At 42.8% G+C, this 24419-nt stretch carries 25 protein-coding genes and 1 tRNA gene; 15 read left to right on the top strand and 11 right to left on the bottom strand.

The features are described from left to right. Positions 1 to 3: 3 nt before the first annotated feature. A tRNA-Asp gene (locus MHO82_RS21870) sits at positions 4 to 80 on the top strand. Between the two features lie 632 nt (positions 81 to 712). Here MHO82_RS21870 and MHO82_RS21865 read toward each other — a convergent pair. Then, positions 713 to 1324 (bottom strand): YitT family protein, encoded by a 612-nt coding sequence (locus MHO82_RS21865; protein WP_239187866.1) that lies wholly within the window; start codon positions 1322 to 1324, stop codon positions 713 to 715. Positions 1325 to 1664: 340 nt separating this feature from the next. Here MHO82_RS21865 and glyA point away from each other — a divergent pair, with 340 nt between their 5' ends. From glyA to pgpA, 9 genes are all read left to right on the top strand, one after another. Further along, positions 1665 to 2915, top strand: a complete 1251-nt coding sequence (gene glyA, locus MHO82_RS21860; RefSeq protein ID WP_239187864.1) for a serine hydroxymethyltransferase — start codon at positions 1665 to 1667, stop codon at positions 2913 to 2915. 150 nt (positions 2916 to 3065) lie between these two features. After that, complete coding sequence (gene nrdR / locus MHO82_RS21855; RefSeq protein WP_239187862.1) at positions 3066 to 3515, top strand: transcriptional regulator NrdR; 450 nt, start codon at positions 3066 to 3068, stop codon at positions 3513 to 3515. A gap of 26 nt (positions 3516 to 3541) precedes the next feature. Then, positions 3542 to 4636, top strand: coding sequence for a bifunctional diaminohydroxyphosphoribosylaminopyrimidine deaminase/5-amino-6-(5-phosphoribosylamino)uracil reductase RibD (ribD, locus tag MHO82_RS21850; RefSeq protein ID WP_239187876.1), 1095 nt, complete (start codon positions 3542 to 3544; stop codon positions 4634 to 4636). Between the two features lie 8 nt (positions 4637 to 4644). Continuing rightward, the gene (locus MHO82_RS21845; protein WP_239187860.1) at positions 4645 to 5301 is read left to right on the top strand and encodes a riboflavin synthase; all 657 of its coding nucleotides are present in this window, start codon (positions 4645 to 4647) and stop codon (positions 5299 to 5301) included. A 22-nt stretch (positions 5302 to 5323) separates the two neighbouring features. Beyond that, complete coding sequence (ribBA, locus tag MHO82_RS21840; RefSeq protein ID WP_239187858.1) at positions 5324 to 6436, top strand: bifunctional 3,4-dihydroxy-2-butanone-4-phosphate synthase/GTP cyclohydrolase II; 1113 nt, start codon at positions 5324 to 5326, stop codon at positions 6434 to 6436. Positions 6437 to 6604: 168 nt separating this feature from the next. Further along, a complete protein-coding gene (ribE, locus tag MHO82_RS21835) occupies positions 6605 to 7075 on the top strand; it encodes a 6,7-dimethyl-8-ribityllumazine synthase (RefSeq protein ID WP_239187855.1) in 471 nt (156 codons plus the stop codon). Continuing rightward, positions 7075 to 7542: a transcription antitermination factor NusB gene (gene nusB, locus MHO82_RS21830; RefSeq protein ID WP_239187852.1), complete on the top strand. Its 468-nt coding sequence runs from the start codon at positions 7075 to 7077 to the stop codon at positions 7540 to 7542. The genes ribE and nusB overlap by 1 nt, the downstream gene beginning before the upstream one ends. Before the next feature lie 99 nt (positions 7543 to 7641). Next, positions 7642 to 8619 (top strand): thiamine-phosphate kinase, encoded by a 978-nt coding sequence (thiL, locus tag MHO82_RS21825; protein WP_239187848.1) that lies wholly within the window; start codon positions 7642 to 7644, stop codon positions 8617 to 8619. Next, positions 8616 to 9119: a phosphatidylglycerophosphatase A gene (pgpA, locus tag MHO82_RS21820; protein ID WP_239187845.1), complete on the top strand. Its 504-nt coding sequence runs from the start codon at positions 8616 to 8618 to the stop codon at positions 9117 to 9119. The genes thiL and pgpA overlap by 4 nt, the downstream gene beginning before the upstream one ends. Before the next feature lie 75 nt (positions 9120 to 9194). Here pgpA and dxs read toward each other — a convergent pair whose 3' ends face one another. From dxs to xseB, 3 genes are read right to left on the bottom strand one after another with little or no spacing between them, the layout of a single operon-like run. Continuing rightward, entirely contained in the window at positions 9195 to 11060 is a 1866-nt protein-coding gene (gene dxs / locus MHO82_RS21815) for a 1-deoxy-D-xylulose-5-phosphate synthase (protein ID WP_239187842.1), read from the bottom strand. A 25-nt stretch (positions 11061 to 11085) separates the two neighbouring features. After that, on the bottom strand, positions 11086 to 11982 hold the full coding sequence (gene ispA, locus MHO82_RS21810) for a (2E,6E)-farnesyl diphosphate synthase (protein WP_239187839.1): 897 nt from the start codon (positions 11980 to 11982) through the stop codon (positions 11086 to 11088). Next, on the bottom strand, positions 11975 to 12220 hold the full coding sequence (gene xseB / locus MHO82_RS21805; RefSeq protein ID WP_239187836.1) for an exodeoxyribonuclease VII small subunit: 246 nt from the start codon (positions 12218 to 12220) through the stop codon (positions 11975 to 11977). The genes ispA and xseB overlap by 8 nt, the downstream gene beginning before the upstream one ends. Before the next feature lie 205 nt (positions 12221 to 12425). On the opposite strand from xseB, the gene pomA reads away from it, so the two are divergent. The 3 genes from pomA (at position 12426) to thiI (ending at position 15722) form a co-directional block, all read left to right on the top strand. Then, entirely contained in the window at positions 12426 to 13190 is a 765-nt protein-coding gene (pomA, locus tag MHO82_RS21800; RefSeq protein WP_239187833.1) for a flagellar motor protein PomA, read from the top strand. 14 nt (positions 13191 to 13204) lie between these two features. After that, a complete protein-coding gene (locus tag MHO82_RS21795) occupies positions 13205 to 14134 on the top strand; it encodes a flagellar motor protein MotB (RefSeq protein WP_343299978.1) in 930 nt (309 codons plus the stop codon). A 136-nt stretch (positions 14135 to 14270) separates the two neighbouring features. Beyond that, positions 14271 to 15722 (top strand): tRNA uracil 4-sulfurtransferase ThiI, encoded by a 1452-nt coding sequence (gene thiI / locus MHO82_RS21790; protein WP_239187830.1) that lies wholly within the window; start codon positions 14271 to 14273, stop codon positions 15720 to 15722. Between the two features lie 3 nt (positions 15723 to 15725). Here thiI and yajL read toward each other — a convergent pair whose 3' ends face one another. The 7 genes from yajL to MHO82_RS21755 form a co-directional block, all read right to left on the bottom strand. Continuing rightward, positions 15726 to 16316 (bottom strand): protein deglycase YajL, encoded by a 591-nt coding sequence (gene yajL / locus MHO82_RS21785; RefSeq protein ID WP_239187828.1) that lies wholly within the window; start codon positions 16314 to 16316, stop codon positions 15726 to 15728. Between the two features lie 12 nt (positions 16317 to 16328). Beyond that, the gene (panE, locus tag MHO82_RS21780; RefSeq protein WP_239187826.1) at positions 16329 to 17201 is read right to left on the bottom strand and encodes a 2-dehydropantoate 2-reductase; all 873 of its coding nucleotides are present in this window, start codon (positions 17199 to 17201) and stop codon (positions 16329 to 16331) included. A gap of 106 nt (positions 17202 to 17307) precedes the next feature. Then, positions 17308 to 18045 (bottom strand): outer membrane protein OmpK, encoded by a 738-nt coding sequence (locus tag MHO82_RS21775; RefSeq protein ID WP_239187824.1) that lies wholly within the window; start codon positions 18043 to 18045, stop codon positions 17308 to 17310. A gap of 278 nt (positions 18046 to 18323) precedes the next feature. Then, on the bottom strand, positions 18324 to 19655 hold the full coding sequence (locus MHO82_RS21770; RefSeq protein WP_239187822.1) for an MFS transporter: 1332 nt from the start codon (positions 19653 to 19655) through the stop codon (positions 18324 to 18326). A gap of 89 nt (positions 19656 to 19744) precedes the next feature. Further along, complete coding sequence (locus MHO82_RS21765) at positions 19745 to 20290, bottom strand: peptidylprolyl isomerase (protein WP_239187820.1); 546 nt, start codon at positions 20288 to 20290, stop codon at positions 19745 to 19747. Next, positions 20283 to 20858, bottom strand: a complete 576-nt coding sequence (locus MHO82_RS21760) for a YajG family lipoprotein (RefSeq protein ID WP_239187872.1) — start codon at positions 20856 to 20858, stop codon at positions 20283 to 20285. The genes MHO82_RS21765 and MHO82_RS21760 overlap by 8 nt, the downstream gene beginning before the upstream one ends. A 4-nt stretch (positions 20859 to 20862) precedes the next feature. After that, complete coding sequence (locus MHO82_RS21755) at positions 20863 to 22020, bottom strand: methyltransferase (protein WP_239187817.1); 1158 nt, start codon at positions 22018 to 22020, stop codon at positions 20863 to 20865. A 190-nt stretch (positions 22021 to 22210) separates the two neighbouring features. On the opposite strand from MHO82_RS21755, the gene bolA reads away from it, so the two are divergent. Together bolA and MHO82_RS21745 are read left to right on the top strand one after the other, a co-directional pair. After that, positions 22211 to 22522 (top strand): transcriptional regulator BolA, encoded by a 312-nt coding sequence (bolA, locus tag MHO82_RS21750; protein ID WP_239187814.1) that lies wholly within the window; start codon positions 22211 to 22213, stop codon positions 22520 to 22522. A gap of 553 nt (positions 22523 to 23075) precedes the next feature. Then, entirely contained in the window at positions 23076 to 24416 is a 1341-nt protein-coding gene (locus MHO82_RS21745) for a Na(+)-translocating NADH-quinone reductase subunit A (protein WP_239187811.1), read from the top strand. Positions 24417 to 24419 lie beyond the last annotated feature (3 nt).

Raw genomic sequence — 24419 nt, 5'->3', positions numbered from 1 at the left:
TGCGGAGTGGTAGTTCAGTTGGTTAGAATACCGGCCTGTCACGCCGGGGGTCGCGGGTTCGAGTCCCGTCCACTCCGCCACTTATTGGAAAAGCCCGATTCGAAAGAGTCGGGCTTTTTTACGTCTGAATAAAATCCATATCTACGCCGGATATTCTATCTTTATATTGAGCTAATCTAAGACTTAAACATCAAACCTTCGTTTCTTTTTTAAAGTGGAGTGATTGGTTTTTATTCATCCCCACTTTAACTCATTTTACTTATTTCAAGTTCAGTAGTACTGAATAACGATGTCGCTCTGAAGGTATTGTGAGTCTCTAGTTTGTTTTCTTATCTAGGCCTTTTATATCGAAGGTAGCTCAATTGAGTAGGCAAGCGTACATTGTGGTTAAAGTTATCCGCAATACACTCTTAATGCGAACTTTTTTGAATCCTGATTACGATATCGGAGTTAACCAGGGATTTAGTGCATGGTCAGAGAGAAAGTGAACACTAGTTTAGCTCTGAAAGGGGGGAGAAGGGATAAGTTGATAGAAATGGTTTTGAGGCTATTCAGAAGAAAGAGATAAGCTGTCTTGAGCTGTATTTTTCTTATGGGCAAGTTGTACGAGTTATTAATGCCTTTATATTTGCGTTAGTTTTCTCTTGATACACAGTAGTCGTATTCATCATAGAGGGCTACTGTGGTATCCAGAAACATATTGTCTAATCTTTTACTTGCTCGGTACGCCGTAGTTAACTTGGTAACGGTGTGGTTTATGGTTCATAGTTAGGACAATGTTTAGGACGATAGCACCAAAGACAGAAACACCGATAAGCCAAGCAGGAACAAATAGGAAAGACAATAATAAGATGCAGCAATCGATGGTCATTTGAGTTTTACCCACGGAAATCCCAAACTTATCTTGAATGAACAAACATAATACATTGAATCCACCTAAGCTTGCTCTGTGTCGAAACAGTATCAACATGCCAAGACCCATTAATAAGCCTCCTGCTAGTGCGCAATACAGCTCATTAATACGATCCAAAGTAATAAATAAATCTAAATGATCCGTGATGACCGAGACTAAAGCGCCACAGACTAAACTGTTCAAAGCGAATTGCTTTCCAAAGCGTATCCACGCTAAGCCATAAAAAGGGAGGTTTGCGAGAAAATAAAGAATGCCAAAGCTTAGTGGGGTGAATTGACTAATCAATAAGGCAAGCCCTGTGGTGCCTCCGGTCAGTAAGTTAGCCGATTGGAGGAAGAAAACACCTTGTGCGACTAAAAAAGAGCCGGTGAGCATCGCAATAATATCTTCCTTGTAGCTATGTTTTTCCATTTGTATGACATTCCTATAATAATTGGCCCGCAATACTAAATAAAAAGGTGTATTTCTAACAGTTACCTTCTAAAAACAGTGGCTAAGCGTTGTATTTATACCTTTACAATATGTAAAGTCATTATTTTACAGCGCGTAAAAAATAGTCAAACATGAGTATTCTTCAAGCCTCGCATGAGATATCGCCATCTTAATTTTGAAGAAAATCCATATTGAGGCTACCTGATACAAATCAAATTATGTAGAATACGCCCATCTAATACGAGTGACGAAAACGTTTGCTTTTGGTCGTTGTGTTTTTTTTTTGGGATTTACACAAAATCTGAGTCAGGAGATACAGATGCTTAAACGTGACATGAATATCGCAGATTACGATGCGGAACTTTTTTCAGCTATCCAGGAAGAAACTTTACGTCAGGAAGAGCACATTGAGCTAATCGCCTCTGAAAACTACACAAGCCCACGTGTAATGGAAGCTCAAGGTTCACAGCTAACAAATAAATACGCTGAAGGTTACCCTGGTAAGCGTTACTACGGTGGCTGTGAATACGTAGACAAAGCAGAGCAACTAGCGATTGATCGTGCATGTGAACTATTTGGTGCTGAATACGCAAACGTACAGCCACATTCTGGTTCTCAAGCAAACAATGCAGTTTACATGGCGCTACTGAATGCTGGTGATACAGTATTAGGTATGAGCCTTGCTCACGGCGGTCACTTGACTCACGGTTCACCAGTAAACTTCTCTGGTAAGCTGTACAACATCATCCCTTACGGCATTGATGAAGCTGGTCAAATTAACTATGAAGAGATGGAAGCACTAGCTCTTGAGCATAAGCCTAAGATGATCATTGGTGGTTTCTCTGCATACTCTCAAGTTGTTGACTGGGCACGCATGCGTGAAATTGCTGACAAAGTGGGTGCGTACTTCTTTGTAGATATGGCTCACGTAGCGGGTTTAATCGCTGCTGGTGTATACCCAAACCCGGTTCCTCATGCTCACGTCGTTACGACAACAACTCATAAAACATTAGCGGGTCCTCGTGGTGGTTTGATTCTTTCTAATGAAGGTGAAGATCTTTACAAGAAGCTAAATTCTGCAGTATTCCCTGGTGGCCAAGGTGGTCCTCTAATGCATGTTATCGCTGGTAAAGCTGTAGCATTCAAAGAAGCTATGGAGCCTGAGTTTAAAGTTTACCAACAAAATGTTGTAGCGAATGCAAAAGCAATGGTAGCTGAGTTCATCGAACGCGGTTATAAAATTGTTTCAGGTTCGACTGAGAACCACCTGTTCCTTGTTGATCTAATTGATAAAGGGATCACAGGTAAAGAGGCGGACGCTGCTCTAGGTGCTGCTAACATTACAGTGAACAAAAACAGCGTTCCAAATGATCCGCGTAGCCCATTTGTTACTTCTGGTATTCGTATTGGCGCCCCTTCAATTACTCGTCGTGGCTTCACGCAGGAAGATGCAAAAGAACTTGCGGGTTGGATTTGTGACATCCTAGACGATATCAATAACCCAGCTGTTATTGAATCTACAAAAGCGAAAGTACTTGAGATTTGTAAGCGTCTACCAGTTTACGCTTAATTTTGAGTAAATAATGCTAATAAAGCGGTACTTCGAGGGAAGTACTGCTTTTTTATTATTTTAGGAATATTTCTTCTGAGATAACGAGGTAAGGGGCTGTAACCAGAATAGAAATCCCGCTAAACTGAAAGCAAATAAAAAGGAGGCATAATGCATTGTCCATTTTGTAGTGCCAACGATACAAAAGTGATTGATTCGAGGCTGGTCTCTGATGGTCACCAAGTACGTCGTCGCCGTCAATGTTTAGCGTGTAGTGAACGGTTTACCACGTTTGAATCTGCGGAATTAGTCATGCCAAAAGTGATTAAATCTAACGGTAATAGAGAGCCCTTTAACGAAGATAAGTTATCAGGCGGCTTACAGCGTTCATTGGAAAAGCGCCCTGTTAGTGCTGATGCTATTGAACTAGCGATGAATACCATTAAGTCCCAGCTTAGAGCAACTGGTGAGCGTGAAGTGTCCACAGAAATGATAGGAAATTTAGTGATGGACCAATTAAAAGAGCTAGATAAGGTCGCTTATATCCGTTTTGCTTCTGTCTACCGTAGTTTTGAAGATATTCGCGAATTCGGCGAAGAAATCGCTCGCCTTGAAAAATAATGATGTTTTCTGAACTTGAACACTCCATGATGTTGCGAGCCATTAAATTGGCTCAAAAGGGCATCTACACAACGGCACCTAATCCAAATGTAGGGTGTGTGATTACTCAAAATGATCAAATCGTGGGTGAAGGTTTTCATGCCAAAGCAGGAGAGCCACACGCAGAAGTGCACGCCTTACGTCAAGCTGGTGCTCAAGCAAAAGGGGCGACAGTTTACGTTACGTTAGAGCCGTGCTCACATTATGGCCGAACTCCCCCTTGTTCCGAAGCGCTGATTAAAGCTGGTGTGAAAAAAGTGATTTGTGCCATGGTGGACCCAAATCCACAAGTGGCGGGTCGCGGGGTTGCGATGCTACGTGAAGCGGGCATTGAAGTAGAGATCGGCTTACTTGAACAAGCGTCTCGAAAACTAAACCCAGGTTTTATCAAAAAAATGGAATCTGGCCGACCTTATATTCAGCTTAAGTTAGCGGCAAGCTTAGATGGTAAGACCGCATTAAGTAACGGTAAGAGTCAGTGGATCACATCATCGGAAGCTAGGCACGATGTGCAACGCTATCGAGCTAAGTCAGGCGCTATTCTTTCAACGAGCTCAACCGTTGTGGCTGATAATGCTTCTTTGACTGTGCGCTGGTCTGAACTTGGAGAGGAAGTACAGAAGCTTTACCCTCAGAGCAAGTTACGTCAACCTGCACGAATTATTCTCGATAGACAGCAGCAGCTTAAGCCTGAATTACAGTTATTTAATACGGAATCGGAATTATTGCTTGTTTCAGAGCGACCATATTCTGACTCGATGGCCTCGACAGTTGAGACACTTGTGGCTGAGGCAGAAAATAACGAATTTGATTTAATAGCCCTACTTCATCAACTGGCTGCCAAACACCATATTAATCATATATGGGTGGAAGCGGGCGCGACATTAGCAGCCAGCTTAGTAAAAGCAAAGGTAGTGGACGAACTTATTTTATATCTCGCTCCAAAATTAATGGGGACCGATAGCCGTGGTTTGCTTAACCTCATTGGGCTTGAAGAGATGTCAGAAGTATTGGAGTTGAATATTTCTGATGTTCGTATGGTAGGTAAAGACATTCGGATCACGGCAACATTTACGCATTAAGGTAAAAAATGTTTACAGGTATTATTGAAGCGGTAGGAACATTAACTGCGATTACACCAAAAGGTGATGATATTTCAGTGACGGTGTCTGCTGATAAGTTAGATATGTCTGACGTAAAGTTAGGCGACAGCATTGCAACGAATGGCGTCTGTCTAACTGTTGTTGATTTTAATGAAAGCAGTTATACCGCTGATTTATCTTTAGAGACATTAAAGCGTACTGGGTTTGCAAGCTATAAAGTCGGTGATAAAGCTAACCTTGAAAAAGCCATGCTGCCTACGACACGATTTGGTGGTCATATTGTTTCAGGGCATGTGGATGGGGTTGGTGAAGTTGTGGAGCGCAACCAAACAGGCCGTGCGGTTGAATTTTGGATTCAATACCCACCTGAGCTTGGTAAATACATTGCCGAAAAAGGTTCAATTACCGTTGATGGTATTAGCTTAACGGTGAATGATTTACGTAAAAATGCCTTTAAATTAACGATTGTGCCTCACACAGCAGGTGAAACAACAATAGACAGCTTTACTGTGGGGCGTGCAGTTAATTTAGAAGTAGATGTTATCGCCCGTTACTTAGAGCGACTAGTTATTGGCAATAAAGAAGAGCAGTCGACATCGTCTGTGAGTATGGATCTTCTCGCAAGATCAGGTTTTCTTGGATAAAGCATTTATATAGGGACTTAAAATGGCGATCAGCAGTGCGCAAGAGATTATTGACGATATCCGTTTAGGCAAAATGGTTATTTTAATGGATGATGAAGATCGTGAAAATGAAGGCGATCTGATCATTGCAGCCGAAAAAATTACGCCAGAAGCGATTAATTTCATGGCAACTCATGGCCGAGGCTTAATTTGTTTAACCATGACAAAAGAGCGTTGTGAACATTTGGGTTTACCTCCAATGGTTCAGGACAATAACGCTCAGTTTACGACAAACTTCACTGTGTCAATTGAAGCCGCAGAAGGGGTGACAACGGGGATTTCAGCGTCAGACCGCTCCCGTACAGTAGAAGCGGCGGTTGCAAAAGACGCAGTAGCCGCAGATCTTGTTCAACCTGGCCATATTTTCCCATTAGCGGCTCAAGATGGTGGTGTATTAACACGTGCTGGCCATACAGAGGCGGGGTGTGACTTAGCTCGCCTTGCTGGTTTTGAGCCTGCGGGGGTGATTGTTGAGATCTTAAATGACGACGGTACGATGGCTCGTCGCCCGGATTTAGAAGTGTTTGCAGAAAAGCATGACATTAAACTAGGGACGATTGCCGATCTGATTGAATATCGCAATAACAATGAAACGACCATTGAGCGTATTGCTAAGTGTAAGTTGCCAACAGATTATGGTGAATTTGATTTAATTACTTACCGTGACACCATTGATAATCAGGTTCACTATGCATTGCAAAAAGGCGACGTGAAAGCAGGTGAGGCGTGTCTGGTGCGCGTTCACTTACAAGATACTTTTACGGATGTGTTGCACTCTGATCGTTCCGCTGAGCGCAGTTGGTCGTTAACGGATGCTATGACACGTATCGCGTCAGAAGGCGGTGTACTGGTGGTACTTGGTAAAGAAGAAACGCCAGAGAGCATTATTCACAAAGTAACAGCCTTTGAACGTCAAGATCGTGGTGAAGCACCAACGTCAGCTAAATGGCAGGGGACTTCCCGTCGTGTTGGCGTGGGCTCACAAATTTTGGCGGATCTGGGCGTAAAAGACATGCGTTTACTTTCTTCTAGCTCAAAGCGTTATCATGCCTTATCGGGGTTTGGCCTCAACGTTGTTGAATACGTTTGCGAATAAGTAAACCACTCATATATGAGAAAGCCGCTCATGCCTTGTTAATGAACGGCTTTTTCGATTTCAAAAAGAAAAGCAAGAAACTTCGGAATCCACTTAGCGATTTTTAACAAAAGTGTGATAGAATCCGTCGGTTTCTCACTCTGGAATAACATAGTTACAGGAAGGACCATGAAAGTAATCGAAGGCGCCATCGCGGCACCAAATGCTAAAATTGCTATCGTTATCTCTCGTTTCAATAGCTTCATCAATGAAAGCCTACTTTCAGGTGCTATTGATACTTTAAAACGCCATGGCCAAGTTGCCGATGAAGACATCACGGTATTTCGTTGCCCAGGCGCTGTAGAGCTTCCGCTTGTAGCTCAACGTGTTGCAAAAACTGGCAAATTTGATGCGATTGTTTCTTTAGGCTCTGTCATTCGTGGCGGAACACCGCATTTTGACTATGTTTGTAGTGAGTGTAACAAAGGTCTTGCTCAGGTTTCATTGGAATATAGCATTCCTGTGGCATTTGGCGTATTGACTGTTGATACCATAGATCAAGCGATCGAGCGCGCGGGTACCAAGGCTGGTAATAAAGGGGCAGAGGCTGCACTAAGCGCGCTTGAAATGATTAATGTACTGTCTCAAATCGAATCCTAATGGGGGTTAGTGTGAAACCAGCCGCGCGTCGTAATGCACGTCAATTCGCTGTACAAGCAATTTATTCATGGCAAATCAGCAAAGATAACATTGCTGATATTGAGCAACATTTCCTATCAGATGAAAAGTACGGTGAAGAAGAACACCATGCTGATGAGCCCCTACTAAAGGCTCCAGAGACTGATGTGGCTTATTTCCGTGATTTGTTCTCTGGTGTGGTATTAAACCACATGGAACTGGATAGCAAAATGCGCCCATATCTATCTCGTCCGTTACAGGACTTAGATCTGATGGAACTGGCTCTACTTCGTTTAGCTATGTATGAAATGACTAAGCGTGAAGATGTTCCTTACAAAGTTGTTATCAATGAAGCCATTGAGTTAGCAAAAGTATTTGCGGCAGAAGATAGCCACAAATTTGTTAATGGTGTACTTGATAAGGCTGCTCCACACGTTCGTAAAAAGTAATCTCGAACCGAGTAGTAGATATTAAGTTATTAGATTAAAGAGGTCAGCAATGCTGGCCTTTTTGTTATTTATCGTCTGAGTATTTAAGTGAGAACTATTATGGCTAACAGTGAATTTAGTCTGATAAGGCAATATTTCTCTCGACAGCAAGTCCAGCGGCGAGATGTTGCTCTTGCCATTGGTGATGATTGTGCGTTAGTGCAAGCGCCAGTGAATAGCCAAATTGCCATCAGCACTGACAGTTTAGTTGCAGGTACCCATTTTCTCGCTGATGCCGATCCTAAAAAAGTGGCGTATAAGGCGCTGGCTTCTAACATCAGTGATTTGGCTGCGATGGGAGCAACCCCAAGCTGGGTCTCTTTAGCGTTAACAATGCCAAAGCCTAATGAAGCTTGGTTAGCACAGTTTTGTGATGGTTTTTTTGAATTAGCGGATCGTCACCAGATTCAGTTAATTGGTGGAGATACAACAAAGGGGCCCCTTAGTATTACTCTAACGATTCAAGGAACCGTGCCACAGGGCAAAGCGTTATTACGTAGCGGCGCTAAGGTTGGAGACTGGCTCTTTGTAACGGGAAACTTGGGGGACAGTGCCGCTGGGTTGGAAGTGATTCTTAGTGAACGTTGCTCTGAATCTGCATTAGAAAAGACATTGGAAAACAGACATTACTTTTCTGAGCCTCGTGTTTTAGTTGGTCAAGCCCTACGTGGCGTTGCTTCTTCGGCATTAGATATTTCAGATGGCTTGATAGCCGACCTGGGTCATATTCTCGAAAGTTCTAACGTCAGTGCGGCCATTGATGTGAATAAGTTGCCTTTATCAGCTGAGCTGCTTGATTTTTGTCATGATAAAGAGACTGCGCAACAGATGGCATTAAGTAGCGGTGAAGAGTACGAATTGTGTTTTACGGTATCTGAAGAGAATAAGCAGCACATTGAAGATGCGTTAGCTCATACCGACACAAAAGTAACATGCATTGGCCAGATCCAAGCAGGAAAAGGGATCACATTATGTGATGGTGACACCGAGCTTGACTGGCATCTTAGTGGTTTTGATCATTTTCGGAGTGGATCATGAGTAATCCTCTGGCTCTTATTAGTTTAAAAAATCCATGGCATTTATTAGCAACAGGCTTTGGTAGTGGATTAGCACCATTTGTTCCCGGTACAATTGGCACATTAGCGTCGGTTCCATTCTATTTTTTATTGGTGCAATTACCTACGCCACTCTATTTATTCGCGGTTTTAGCTGCATGTGTGATTGGAATTAAGATTTGTGATCAAACTTCAAAAGACATGGGGGTGCATGATCATGGCTCTATTGTTTGGGATGAGTTCGCAGGTTTTTGGATCACCATGTCCATTGTACCATTATTGCATTTAGCGCCTTTCGACTGGCGTTGGCCTGTGGCTGGTTTTGTTCTATTTCGTTTTTTTGATATGGTAAAACCTTGGCCGATTAGCTGGCTTGATAAACAGGTACACGGTGGCTTCGGCATTATGCTGGATGATATTGTCGCCGGGCTTATGGCTTTAGGATGCCTATGGGCTTTAGGTTATTATTTAGGCTGGCTTTAAACTAGTTGATATCGGGTAAAGAAAAGGGCCGTTGATAACCATCAACGGCCCTTTAAATTGTTGAGTATTACAAGATTATTTTTCTACATACTCACGGATTTGGCGCTCGATACCTTCTGCATCTAAACCAAGTTCTGCATGCATTTCCGCTTGCGTACCTTGAGAGATAAACTTATCTGGTAGGCCTAAGTTTAAGACAGGTTTAATGATCTTTTCTTGCATCATAAACTCAATCACACCAGCACCGGCACCGCCAGCAATCGCGTTCTCTTCCAGTGTGATCAGTACATTATGAGAGGCTGCTAACTCTTTGATCAGTTCTTCATCAAGTGGCTTAACAAAGCGCATATCAGCCACAGTGGCGTTTAGGTTCTCAGCTGCTGTTAATGCATCTGGTAGGAAAGTACCAAAGTTTAAAATGGCAATCTTCTCACCTTGTCGGCGCACGATACCTTTACCAATTTCAAGTTCAGTCATTGTCTCTTGAATTTCAGCACCACAACCTGAGCCTCTCGGGTAACGAACGGCACTCGGCCCTTGGTGTTTATGGCCAGTGTAGAGCATTTGGCGACACTCATTTTCATCGCTTGGTGCCATGATGGTCATGTTAGGGATACAACGCATGAAGCTTAAATCAAAAGCTCCTTGGTGAGTTTGCCCATCTGCGCCTACAAGGCCACCACGGTCAATGGCAAACATGACTGGCAGATCCATAACAGCTACATCATGGATTAATTGATCGTAACCCCGCTGTAAGAACGTTGAGTAGATCGCAACCACCGGGTTATAGCCCGCAATGGCCATGCCCGTACCGAGAGTCACTGCATGTTGCTCTGCGATGGCGACATCAAAATATTGATCAGGGTATTCTTTCGAAAAACGTACCATACCAGAGCCTTCACGCATGGCAGGAGTGATGGCCAGTAGCTTTTCATCTTGGCTTGCCATGTCACACAGCCAGTCTCCAAAGACGTTAGAGAAAGTGGGCTTTCCACCAGAGCTTTTTGGTAAAGAGGCATGATTTGGATCGAATTTAGGTACACCATGATAACCAATTGGATCTTTTTCAGCTGGCTCGTAGCCTTTGCCTTTTTTGGTCATAATGTGAAGAAATTGCGGGCCTTTTAGGTTACGCATATTCTTCAATGTTTTGACTAGCTCTTCTACATCGTGGCCATCAATAGGGCCAATGTAATTAAAGCCGAGTTCTTCAAACATAGTACCGGGTACAACCATGCCTTTTAGGTGTTCTTCGGCACGTTTTACAAGCTCTTTGATTGGTGGTGCACCGGATAGGACTTTTTTGCCACCTTCGCGGATAGAGGTATATAGGTTGCCAGAAAGAATACGAGCTAAGTGATTATTCAATGCGCCTACATTTTCTGAAATAGACATCTCATTGTCATTTAGAATCACCAGCATGTCTTGGTGAACATCACCTGCGTGGTTCATGGCTTCAAATGCCATGCCTGCTGTAATTGCACCATCACCGATGACGCTCACTACTTTGCGGTTTTTCCCTTCTTTTTCGGCACAAATTGCCATGCCTAAACCGGCACTAATGGAAGTTGAAGAGTGGCCAACAGACAGCACGTCATATTCACTTTCTTCGCGCCATGGGAAAGGGTGTAGCCCATCTTTTTGGCGAATGGTTGGCAACTGTTCACGGCGGCCAGTTAAGATTTTATGTGGGTAGGCTTGGTGGCCAACATCCCAAATTAATTGATCGAAAGGGGTGTTATAAACGTAGTGTAAGGCAACGGTTAGCTCAACAGTACCAAGGCCTGAAGCAAGATGACCACTTGATTTACTTACTGAGTTTAATAGGTAAGTTCGCAGTTCATCACACAGTGTAGAAAGGCTATCTCGTGGTAATAGTCGTAATTCATCAGGCGTGTCAGCCAAAGCCAGTGTTGGGTATTTCGAAATATCAAGTGTCATAGTGGTTCAGCGCTTTTATTCTGTTCTATTTATTGCGCTCGATGACATATCGGGCGAATAGTTCTAACTGAGTAGTATTATATGGGATTGCTTCCAAAGCGAGTAATGCTTCTTGATGCAGTTCTTTCGCTTTTTGTATTGCGCCCTCTAAGCCTAGTAGAGCTGGGTAAGTGCTTTTTTCTAATTCCTGATCCGAGCCTTGGGGCTTTCCTAAGGTTTCAGTATCGCTTATCACATCAAGAATGTCGTCTTGTACTTGGAAAGCAAGGCCAATGGCATCGGCATAGCGATCCAGTTGCGGCATAATCTCAAGGCCTTTTTCACCTGCACTTAATGCACCAAGTCGAATGGCACATTTAATGAGCGCGCCAGTCTTGTGTTTATGAATGGCTTCTAAATGCTCAAGCGTGATGGATTTTCCTTCCGCTTCTAAGTCAAGGGCTTGCCCCATACACATACCAGACGCACCAGAAGCAGCGGCTAACTCTCGGATCATATGAATGCGGTAGGCTTCAGCATGCTTGGAAAGTGGCCCATTTGCTAAAATATCAAATGCTAAGGTTTGTAGTGCATCACCAGTTAGGATTGCACTTGCCTCATCAAATTCGATGTGGCAGGTTGGCTGGCCACGGCGTAAGTTATCATCATCCATGGCGGGCAAATCGTCGTGGATTAAGGAATACGCATGAATACATTCTACTGCGGCCGCTGCTGTATCCATCGCTTGGGGTTCGCTTTGAAGCATCTCACCAGTAATGTAGGTTAGATAAGGTCTGGCTCTTTTTCCACCTAATAATAGGCCGTAACTCATTGCTTGCGTAAGCTTTTGATCTTGATAAGCTATTTTATCAAGCCAAAGTTTTAGTTGCTGGTTGTTACGTTCTTGGTAGGCAGTTAATGTCGCTGCGAGTGAATTAGTCATTATTCTTAGTGTCAAATGAAGTTAATGCGGCGTTATCATCAGCTTGAAGTAAAATTTCTACTCGCTGTTCTGCTTGAGTCAGCTTGTGTTGTCCTGAGCGTGCAAGAGCAATTCCGCGTTCAAACTTTTTCAGGGCGTCTTCGAGAGCTAAGTCGCCACTTTCTAATTGATTGACAAGGGTGTCTAATTCATCTAACGCTGCTTCAAACGTCATGTTATCTGGTTTTTTTGCGGCCATAATTGTCTTGCTTTAGGTAGAATGCTGGAAAAGTTACCCCACGAAAGGGGCTTGGTCAAATTTGCTGGCTATATTATGTGTTACTGGCACTAAATTTAAACTTTTGACTTAAATAATTAAACCTTATGGAGATGATGCCGATAAGGTTTGAGTCCGTTATTATATTGAATACAGAATCAACGCAAACACAAAAGGGGAATGCTCTGTGGATTTGGCAACGTTAATAGGCTTAGTTGGTGGTTTTGCCTTCATAATTATGGCAATGCTGCTGGGTGGAAGCATGAGTATGTTTGTCGATGTGACTTCCGTACTTATTGTAATCGGCGGTTCTTCATTTGTGGTGTTGATGAAGTTTACTATTGGTCAATTTTTTGGTGCCGCAAAAATTGCTGCTAAGGCATTTATTTTTAAAACCGATAACCCAGAAGATCTGATCGCTAAAATTGTTGAAATGGCTGATGCGGCTCGTAAAGGTGGTTTTCTTGCATTAGAAGAGATGGAAATTACCAACTCTTTTATGCGTAAGGGCATTGATTTATTGGTGGATGGCCATGATGCCGAAGTCGTAAAAAGTACGTTGAAAAAAGACATCGTCTTAACCAATGAGCGCCATGATCGCGGCGTAGGTATTTTCAGTGCTTTTGGCGATGTAGCCCCTGCGATGGGTATGATTGGTACACTGATTGGTCTGGTTGCCATGTTGTCAAACATGGATGATCCTAAGTCGATTGGTCCTGCGATGGCGGTAGCACTTTTAACAACTTTGTATGGTGCGATCATTGCGAATATGATCGCCATTCCTATTGCTGATAAGTTGGGTATGCGTAAAGAGCAAGAAAAATTGAACCGCAGTTTAATTCTTGATGGTGTATTGGCAATTCAAGATGGTCAGAATCCACGAGTGATTGATAGCTACTTGAAAAACTACCTGAATGAGAAAAAACGTTCAGTAGATGTTGATGATGAGTAATAGGAGAGTCGATCGTGGATGATCAAGATGAAGAAGAGTGCAAATGCCCTCCTGGTGCCCCCTTGTGGATGGCAACCTTTGCGGATTTGGCAACACTGCTTATGTGTTTTTTCGTATTACTCCTTTCATTCTCGGAAATGGATGTACTGAAATTCAAACAAATCGCAGGTTCAATGAAGTTTGCATTTGGTGTTCAGAATATGTTGGAAGTAAAAGACATACCTAAGGGCACCAGTGTGATAGCACAAGAGTTTCGACCTGGACGACCAGAGCCGACACCAATTGAAGTTATCATGCAACAAACTATTGATATTACCCAAGAAACACTGGATTTTCATGAAGGTGATTCAGATCGAGCTGGTGGTACTAAGCGTGATGCAGGCCAGTTAACGGGTGGGCAATCAACCAGCACATCAACTCGGATGAATCAGAGCTCTGAATCGGAGCAAACTGAAACTCAGCAGAAGTTGATGGAAAGCATACAAAAAGCTCTGGATAAAGAAATTAAAGAAGGGGCAATTGAGGTTGAGAACTTAGGTCAGCAGCTTGTTATTCGAATTAAAGAAAAAGGTGCATTCCCAGCGGGATCTGCGTTTTTACAGCCTAAATTTAGGCCTTTAGTTCGACAAGTAGCAGAGTTGGTGAAAGACGTTCCGGGTATTATTCGAGTGTCAGGCCATACGGACAATCGTAAACTAGATTCGGAGTTATACCGTTCTAATTGGGATTTATCAGCGCAACGTGCTGTGTCTGTGGCTCAAATTATGGAGTCTGTAAAAGGCTTTGAACACACTCGTTTACGGGTTCGTGGTATGGCTGATACTGAACCAAGAGTTGGAAATGCAACTGCGGCTCAACGTTCGGAAAACCGCCGTGTTGAAATCTCTATTATGCAAGGTAAGGCACATTTCAGTGGTGAAGTCAGCGCTGAACCTTCGCCATAGCTGAGTCTGTTCAAATCAATTTTTATACCAAAGGCAGGGTTTTTACTCTGCCTTTTTCACATCTTAGTTTCAGCTCTACTATCATTGATGTATAATTTTGCGCCTTAAGTTTGGCCCAGTGTAGCGAAGTATACCTATGAGATTTATTGTAAAACCCCATCCTGAAATTTTTGTAAAGAGTGACTCTGTACGTAAGCGCTTTACTCGAATTTTAGAATGCAACATCCGCATTATTGTTCAGCGTGTTTCGGAATCTGTTGCTGTATATAATCGCCGTGATCATATCGAAGTGACTGCAAAAACGGATGAATTTCGTGAGCAGGTTCTTGCGGTATTGACTCAAACACCGGGTATTCACCATGTACTTGAGGTTTATCAAACGCCATTTAAAGACATGCACGATATCTATGAGCAATGCTTAGAGTTGAGCCGCGATAAGATTGAAGGAAAGTCTTTTTGTGTGCGTGTTAAGCGCCGCGGTAAACATGATTTTACTTCCATTGAGCTTGAGCGCTATGTTGGTGGTGGTTTAAATCAAGCGGTTGAGTCAGCAAGTGTGAGACTTCGTGACCCGGAAGTGACGGTGAAGTTGGAAGTGGCTAATGAGCTATTGAACCAAGTTCTTGCGCGCCATAAAGGTTTAGGCGGTTTCCCTCTTGGTACTCAAGAAGATGTACTTAGCTTAATCTCTGGTGGTTTTGACTCTGGTGTTTCAAGTTACCTACATATTAAGCGTGGTAGTAAAACACATTACTGCTTCTTTAATTTGGGTGGTCCTGCTCACGAGATTGGTGTTAAGCAAGTTTCTCATTTCTTATGGAATAAATACGGTTCATCTGCCAAGGTGAAGTTTATTTCTGTTGATTTTGAGCCAGTTGTCGCTGAAATCCTAGAAAAAGTGGATGACGGCCAAATGGGTGTGATCTTGAAGCGTATGTTCATGCGTGCAGCAGGTGCGGTTGCTGATAAATTTGGCATTCAAGCGCTTGTAACGGGTGAAGCATTAGGGCAAGTTTCAAGTCAAACGCTAACTAACTTGCGTCATATTGATGGTGTGACGGAATCTTTGATTCTGCGTCCTCTCATTAACTGGGATAAAGAAGACATTATCGATTTAGCGCGTGAAATCGGTACTGAAGATTTCGCGAAAACCATGCCTGAGTTCTGTGGTGTGATTTCGAAAAGTCCAACCGTTAAAGCAGTACGTGAGAAGCTAGAAAAAGAAGAAGCGAAATTCGATTTTGAAATCCTTGATCGCGTTGTAGCTGAAGCTCGTGTGATGGACATTCGTGACATTGAAAAGCAAAGCATGGAACAAGCACCAGAAGTGGAGTTGGTTTCAGAGTTAGACAGCAACAGCGCTATTGTGTTAGATATTCGTAGCCCTGATGAAGAAGATGAAAACCCTCTTGAGATCGAAACGGTAGAAGTGAAGCACATTCCTTTCTACAAGCTAGCGACTCAGTTTGGTGACTTAGATCAGAGCAAAGAATACCTTCTGTACTGTGACCGTGGTGTTATGAGCCGTCTTCAAGCGCTATACCTACAAGAAAACGGCTTTAATAACGTAAAAGTTTACCGTCCGTAGTAATTAATAGTCATCGTAATGTAGGTTAGGCAATACGACCATAGGGGCAGCGACTTTCGCTGCCTTTTCTTTACCTGATAATTGAATCACAATCTCCATAGCAAACTCTAACGCAGAGCCTGGGCCTTGACTGGTGATGAGGTTGTTTAGCACATCGGTAACCACTCGTTTTACTCTACGTTTTTCTTCTGGAATGTTTTCCATAAACGCGGGGTGGCAGGTCATGATGGCTTCTGGGTAAATGTTGTGATGTTGCAATACAAGTGCAGGCGCGGCACAAATAGCGGCAACGAGTTTGCCATCGTATTTTTGTTGTTTCACTGTTTCGACCAGCAGCGGGCTATCACGGAAACATTCAGAACCTTCTAATCCGCCAGGTAAAACAATACAGTCAAACTCATCATCGGCCACGTCAACAAGCTTTTTGTCAGCAGTAAGAATAACGCCTCTTGATGCTTTCATGGTTAATGCACCATCAGAAGCAACGCTGGCTGTGATAACCTCATATCCTGCTCTAACTAGAATATCGATTGCCGTAATTGCTTCCATTTCTTCTGTACCAGGTGCGATACAGACGAGTATTTTATGTGTCATTATGAACTAGCCTTATTGTTCTTGTTGTTTAATTTGCTGAAAAAGCTCGTAGTTTGTTGGTGTCTCAAGCTGGAATTGCTGAGCCTTATTGAGCAAATAACCTGTAATATAGTCTATCTCTGTTTTGCGTTGATAGTGAATGTCTTGGTGCATAGAAGAGTAATTGTTTGCTGTCGATTGAATAACAGCATGCACTGTGGCCTCTAGTTCTTTTAAAGGCCATGTAATCCCCGCATGGTGCATGACTTGATGCACTTCTTGGCAGACTTTTGTAATGGTATGTTGGTATTTTTGCTCTGCTAATGAACCGTTTGAGCATTGATGAATTGCTGTTAAGGGGTTAATGGCACAGTTAATCGCAAGCTTTTTCCAAAGCGCAGTTCGAATCTCTTCTAGCCACTCCACTTGGGGCAAAGCGTGATTCAGTACATCGGTAATGAATTGGCACTGTTGGCCTAAAGGATTGGCCGCCCCAACTACAGTGGTTCCGAGACCTGTGTGTTTTACGTCTGTTTTACTCGGTTTAAAAGCCGCTTGTGTCGTGGTTGAGAGTAAAACGGGGAAAGCTGCAAGTTGATGCTCAAGCTCTTCATAGGCACCCATGCCATTGTGCATTAGCATAATTATGGTGTCCGTATGAAGATTTTTTAACAATGGTGGTAGAGCATCTTTGACTTGCCATGCTTTTACAGTAACCAGAAGCAAATCACAGTGAGCCAATTCGTTTTGGTCATTACTCGGAAAGGAGTACGACTGCTCTGAAAGAGTAAGAGGCTGGATGTCAGATGGTTTTCGTTGCCACAGTGAGACACGATGGCCAGCCTTAGAAAGATGACAAGCCCATAAAGATCCAATGGCTCCAGGGCCAAGAATAGTAATGTTCACCGGATATACTCACGTCATAAATATTGAGGTTATCCTAATCGTATTACCAGAAAAAACAAAGGTGCGATGAAAAGCACCTTTGCTGTATCTGAGATCACTTCTTAAATTAGAAGTTGTATTGTACGCGGTAGATCAGTAGATCGCCGTAGTCGTCACGACCTAGTTTGTTGTGTGTGAAACGGTATAACACACCCGTAGACCAGTCTTCTGTTACGTTCCACATTGCGTTAAAGCTACCGTTTAGGCCTTCTTTGCCACCTTGAGCCGCAGCGTACTCATCGTTGCGGTTGAACTCGTATTCACCCCAAGTCGAGAACGTGAAGTTTTGGCCAGCAAAATCTGTGTTGTAAAAACCAACCCAGCCTAACATGCCGCCATTGCTACCGCTGATGCCGCCAACTGTGTTGATTTGGTGTGCGCCTACAAATGGAGTAAATGCCCAGCCATCACCTTTTAGGCCAGTGTAACCTAAGCCAAGAACACGGTTTTGTTCGTGGAAACCTGAGTCTGTGTCTGTGTTGTAAACTTGTGCGTATAAGCTCACACCAGATTCAGTTAGGTTGTAGTGGATAGTACCTTTGGTTGATGCACCGCGATCATCACCTGAGCGATCCACACCTTCGTAGTCGTAGAAGCCGTAGATTTGTCCCCAATCAAAGCCTGCACCACCTTCAATACCTAGTACAAGCTGGTTACGGTCAGAAATACTTTTACCGTTCTCGAAACCTTGATCCCACATTTGTTGGTCTACATACATGCTACCAAAACCGTATAGGTATTCAGCTTGTGCTGGGATTGCTGTCGCAGCGGTTAAAACGCTCAGTGCTAAAAGTGATTTGCGCATTTGGAGGCTCTCTTATCTAAAGTAAAACTGGATCTATAAAATAAGCGGTGTTTATGAATTGAGCGCAGTCTACGCTTTTAAATCACAGCTGTGAATGCAAGGTATGTAATCGAAATGTTTCTATTTGATCTTGATCTCCAAAAAGTTCAATTAACTATCCCTAAAGGTGATCTAAATCACTAATGGTAAACGTTTGCGCTGTAGTGTTTTATCAATTAAAGGTGATGCGCATCCCAAATTTTGAGATACGCACTGTATGGAAAGTCAGTTCCTCTTGACTATTTATTTAGAATGTTACGAAAGTGGTTTCTTAAGGAGTAAAGCATCAGTAAGCTTGGAATTACCATCACTGATGTCAATATAAAGAAGATAGGCCAGCTGTTGAGTACATCTGCTAATTCACCACTGAATGAGGCGAGTGTCGTGCGTCCGAAGTTGCCTAAAGAAGCGAGTAGGGCATATTGTGTTGCAGAAAAAGCTTGCCCGGTTAATACCGTTAAGAAAGACACAAAGGCAACCGTAGAGAAGGCCGTAGTAAAGTTATCAACCAAAATTGTGGCGAGGAAGAGGTCTTCGTTGGGACCAACAGCTGCTATCCATGCAAACATTAAGTTACTTCCAGCCATTGCTATGCCACCAATCATTAGGCCGCGTACAATGCCAAATTTCACATTAAACATACTACCAACAAGAGTGAAGAACACGGTTGCTCCCCAACCAATAAGCTTGGAGTAGTAGCCTATTTGTTCATTAGAAAAGCCAACTTCTTTGTAGAAGATAATCGACATACGGCCAAGAAAGGCTTCACCAATTTTAAACAAGAAAACAAACAGTAAGAGAGTCAGTGCCGTTTTTACGCCATTACGTTTAAAGAAGTCCCAGAATGGTTCAATAATGGTAACTGTAAACCAAGCGGCAACTTTAGATCTTACGACTTTTGAGTGGCGCTCTTCAGCTTGGTGTTGGAGTTCATCTCGGTTTGTCTGTGGTTCGCCTACTAATAAGGTGAATACCATTAATAAAGCAACAATGGCGGCCATGCCATAATAAACGCCATTCCATCCGATGCTGTCGGCATTGATAAAGGCCAAATAGCCAGGTAATGAATAACCTGTCCACCAACCTACGACAGCCATGGCTGAGCCTTGTGGCATTTTATGAGATTCGGCTTTACTGAATGTATCGATACGAAAGGCGTCAATCGCAATATCTTGTGTTGCTGAAGCGATTGCGATTAAGAGAGCAAACATGGAAGTCAGCATTAGATTTTGAGTCGGATCTAACCCTGCAATTTTCAAGGTACACAGCAAAACGAGGGATTGACATAATAAGATCCAACTTCGTCGCTGGCCTAGTGCTTTCCCCAGCAGAGGGAGTTTGACACGATCGACTAAAGGTGCCCATAAAAAGTTAATAGCATAGACAGCAAAAACTGAACCAAAGTAGCCAATTGCAGCACGGGTTAGGCCTGCGTCTTTTAGCCAGCCAGACATGTTAGAGCCGATTAAAACCCACGGAAAGCCACTAGAGCAGCCAAGCATGAAAACCCACAGCAAGCGTTTATCAAGGTAACTTTGGAATGTGTGTTTCCATGACATACCATTAGTCATATCAACACTCCTTGTTTATTTTTATTAGGAAATAGAGAGAGGGAAAAGAAAGGCTAAGTTGATTACTTAGCCTTTAATACGAAGGTATTTTATTGTTCTAATGTGACGCTGTTGATCACGATCGGCGTTTTAGGCACATCACGCATACCTTGTTTTACCACGGTAGGTTTTGTTGCCATTGCTTTGATCACATCAAAACCACTAGTAACTTTACCAAATACGGCATAACCCGGTGGGCGCTGTGCTGCATCAAGAAAGTTATTGTCTTTTAGGTTGATGAAAAATTGACGAGTGGCAGAGTTTGGGTCGTTCGTTCTTGCCATAGCAATGGTCGCGGTATTATTGGGCAGCCCGTTTGATGCTTCGTTTTTAATTGGAGCATAGCTTGGTAAGCGAGTCATTTTTTCATCAAAGCCACCACCTTGTGCCATAAATCCAGGGATAACACGGTGAAATTGAGCACCCTTGTAGCTACCATCTTTTACATAACGCAAGAAGTTTTCGACAGTTACTGGCGCTTTTTCTTCGTTTAACTCAACCGTAAAAGCACCAAGAGTGGTGTCGATTGTCACTGTTGGTGCAGCAAAAGCCGATACAGAGGTCAGCATCGCCAGTGCTAAAGTGAACTTACGCATTCACGTTCTCCTTAAGGTAGGTTAGTAGCTCTTCGTCAGCGGCAATGTCAGCCAGTACTGCTGTCATTAGGTCGTTTAGCACGAGTTCCATATCTGTTGCTGAAGCGCTCATTGAACCTGTTTTTTTCGATTTACCTGTGTAGCGTTTAACAAACTTACCTTTTGGCGTTTCAGCAACCAGTTGGAATTGAACTTTACCGTTCATTTCATTGCTCATGATGCTGTGTTGAACGTTAACAATCGCTTCTAAAATGTCTAAACGCAGAGTACTTTCACTATCAACTGTTAAGTTAAAGCCTTGAGAACGAAGCTGGGTTGAAATCGCTTTTTCCAACGTCACACGTAAATTTTGTTTTGCGTGTAAAGGTTGAACGCTTTGGCGGCCACTATCAACAACAGCCACGTATTGTGCTGTGCGTAGATCGCGACTTTCCAATGTTAGTGCTAAGCCATTTACCGACATTTGTGAGCTGGTGGAGGCTTGAGGGGCTAGATTTAATTGAGGTTCAGACGGCGCAGAACAAGCAGCTAATACCAAAACGGAAGCAGCCAACAATGCTTTTTTCATCATATTAATATCCTTTTTTCTTTCGATCCGAATCTTTAGTTGCCTGTAAAATAACAAATTTGGAGTTCCTAGCAACTGTCTTAACGTTTTCTTCACCAAATAAGCGACGTAGCTTATGGTGGTAGCCTAAATGCGAGTTACCCACCACCATTAAATGCCCGCCATGACCTAACGCGTCTTTCGCGTCACAGAACATTTGCCAAGCGATGTGATCCGTAATGGCTTGTTGCTGATGGAAAGGAGGGTTGCAGAGCACAAGGAAGCTACTGGTGTCTTTGAAACCATCTAAGCAATTATTAGCGATGCATTGAACATTACGATCTGGACCTAGGTTTTCGGCTAGGTTCATCTTGGCTGACTCAACGGCCATGAAACTTTCATCAACACAGGTTAATCGTGCCTGTGGGTTTAATTGACCAGCCTTAATTGCTAATACGCCATTACCACATCCTAAATCGATGATGTGTCTTAATTCATCATCCTGTGGAATGTGCTTGAGCATAAAGCGCGAACCTTGGTCTAAGCTTTCTCCAGAATATACGTTCGCGTGATTTTTTAGGGTGATGTTTTCATCATCAACCTGCCACTCTTTGACAGTATCTACATTATGTATGTGCTCTGAATCTGGCGTAGAGAAAACCAGTCGATGCTTTTTCCACGCGAGGGAAGTTGTCGTTGTCCCTAAGAACTTTTCAAATAGGTTCAGAGTCGATGTATGGATCTCTTTGGCTTTATTCACACCAATAACGCGACAGCCTTTAGGCAGCTTTTTTCTTAGCAGGGTGAGCTGCCAAGTTAAAAGGCGATTACTTTTTGGCAGCTGTAGTAACACAATATCTATGTCGTCTGGCAATTCATCTAAGCAATTAAGGAAAGTGATTTGCTCACATTTGTTACGTTGTAGGTTTTTTAACGTACCGCGATGAGAAATATAGGAGTCACTCATCATCGTGACCTGGTGACGAGCAGAAAACCAACATGACAACGCACCAAAGCTGTCATTTAGAATTAAAATATTCTGGTTATCAGGTAGATCAAGTTCTTCGAGATGGTTGATAAGGTATTCATCTCCGGCATCCCAAGCTTGCAGTGTTTCTTGGTTTCTTCTTGGGTAGCGCAGCAGGGTAAGCGAACGATCGAATAAAGATAATTCTGTTTTCATTGCTATGTAAGCTCTGTGTTTATGAATGGTGGTCAACTGTCCATTGTCTCAAAAGGCGTATAAACTGGGAACTAGAATATAGACTTCCAAGACGATTATTGCGAAAAGCAGTTATTTGGTTCTAAATTGTCTTTATATGGGTGAATGAATTTCTATTTAAGTATGCAGTGCAGGAGCTAGGATAGGGCATATGATACAAGAAACAATTGAACAAAAATTACATAATGAGTTAGCGCCTGTTCACTTACAGGTGATTAATGAAAGTTACATGCATAATGTTCCTGCGGGGGCGGAGAGCCACTTTAAGGTTATTGTGGTTAGTGAGCTGTTTGAGGGAAAACGACTGCTTGCTCGACATCGATTGGTAAATACGGCATTGGCAGATGAACTGAGTAATATGATTCATGCATTGGCAATTCATACTTACACAGAAACAGAGTGGCGTAGTCAGCATGCTGGTGCCCCAACATCTCCTCCTTGCCGTGGAGGTAGTGTGGCATAGCTTCCAAAATATGAAAATTCAAACGACAATAGGCCGAAATATTCGGCCTATTGTCGTATGAAGTGTCAAAAAATAAAAAATATTAAGTTAAATGAAAGAAATTGCTCTAGCTTATATTAAGAGTGCGAGATTACTGGGTAAACATTGGCGTAATTTATACAAGATTCGTTAAACCGAACAACAATACAGCAACATTTTAAACACGAGGATGTTAAAAACACTGCTTATGAGCTTAAAGTCATTAGAAGTGGTTGTTAAATATCCAATCTGTATTGTAAATGTGCGTCACTTCAAACTTATCCATGTCGGCGTGCTAAATGTGCGTAAAGATAACAAAAATAAGATCGGATTCCGGCGAATGGTCATAGTAACCGGACTGGAAAAAATGCTAGAATCTCGGCCTTAAAAATTACTCCTACTGTTTTTATGTAACGAGTAGATTAATAGGATGTTGCGGTGTTGGCTACGGATGATGTCAGCACCGGACACAGGACTGTCGTGTCTTAATTGCGTAAGATTAAATCTTTTTCCCATTAATGTAGTGCAAGTGCGTATGATTACAATAAAAAAGGGTCTGGATCTTCCTATAGCTGGAGTTCCAACTCAGGTGATTAATGATGGTAAATCCATCACTAAAGTCGCCTTGCTTGGCGAAGAGTACGTGGGCATGCGCCCAACAATGCATGTTCGTGTAGATGACGTAGTGAAAAAAGGCCAAGTTCTTTTTGAAGATAAAAAGAACCCAGGTGTTAAATTCACTGCGCCTGCAAGTGGTAAAGTCGTTGAAATTAACCGTGGTGCAAAACGTGTACTTCAATCTGTAGTAATTGCAGTTGAAGGCAATGAGCAAGTTACTTTCAATAACTACAGTGCCGAAGAACTAACAAACCTTGATCGTGCTACGATTAAGCAGCAGTTAGTGGATTCTGGTGCGTGGACTGCTTTGCGTACTCGTCCGTTTAGCAAGGTTCCAGCTATTGATTCAGAAACAAAGGCTATCTTTGTTACCGCTATCGATACTAACCCTCTAGCCGCTGAACCAGAAGTGGTTATTAACGAGCAATCTGAAGCATTTGTTGCAGGCTTAGACTTACTGTCAAAATTAACTGACGGTAAAGTGTTTGTTTGTAAGAAAGGTGAAAGCTTACCTCGTTCTTCAGCTAAAAACGTTGAAGAACATGTGTTTGATGGTCCGCACCCAGCTGGTTTAGTGGGTACTCACATGCATTTATTATACCCTGTGAGCCTAGACCACGTTGCTTGGAACATTAACTACCAAGACGTTATTGCTTTTGGCAAGCTATTCCAAACAGGTGAAGTGTATTCTGATCGTGTTGTTTCTTTAGCTGGCCCAGTGGTAAATAACCCGCGTTTAGTTCGTACTGTTGTTGGTGCTAGCTTAACTGAGCTGACTGACAGTGAACTAATGCCAGGTGAAGTGCGTGTACTTTCTGGCTCTGTATTGAGTGGTACTCAAGCTTCTGGCCCTCACGCTTACCTAGGTCGTTATCACCTACAGGTTTCTGCATTGCGTGAAGGTCGCGAGAAAGAACTTTTTGGTTGGATCTCTCCAGGTAAGAACAAATTCTCAGTAACTCGTGCCTTCTTAAGCCATGTTTTCTCTGGCCAATTATTCAACATGACAACAACTACCAATGGTAGTGACCGTTCAATGGTGCCAATTGGTAACTATGAGAAAGTAATGCCTTTAGACATGGAACCTACCATGCTACTTCGTGATCTATGTGCTGGTGATGTGGAAAGTGCTCAAGCACTTGGCGCACTAGAATTAGATGAAGAAGATTTAGCACTGTGTACTTATGTATGTCCAGGCAAATATGAGTATGGTCCAATGCTGCGCCAGTGTTTGGACACAATCGAGAAGGAAGGGTAATTC

The organism is Vibrio sp. Of7-15, assembly GCF_022347565.1.
Taxonomy (GTDB): Bacteria; Pseudomonadota; Gammaproteobacteria; order Enterobacterales; family Vibrionaceae; genus NORP241.
The sequence above is the reverse complement of the archived record's forward strand: the minus strand, read 5'-3'. Positions and strand labels throughout refer to the sequence as shown.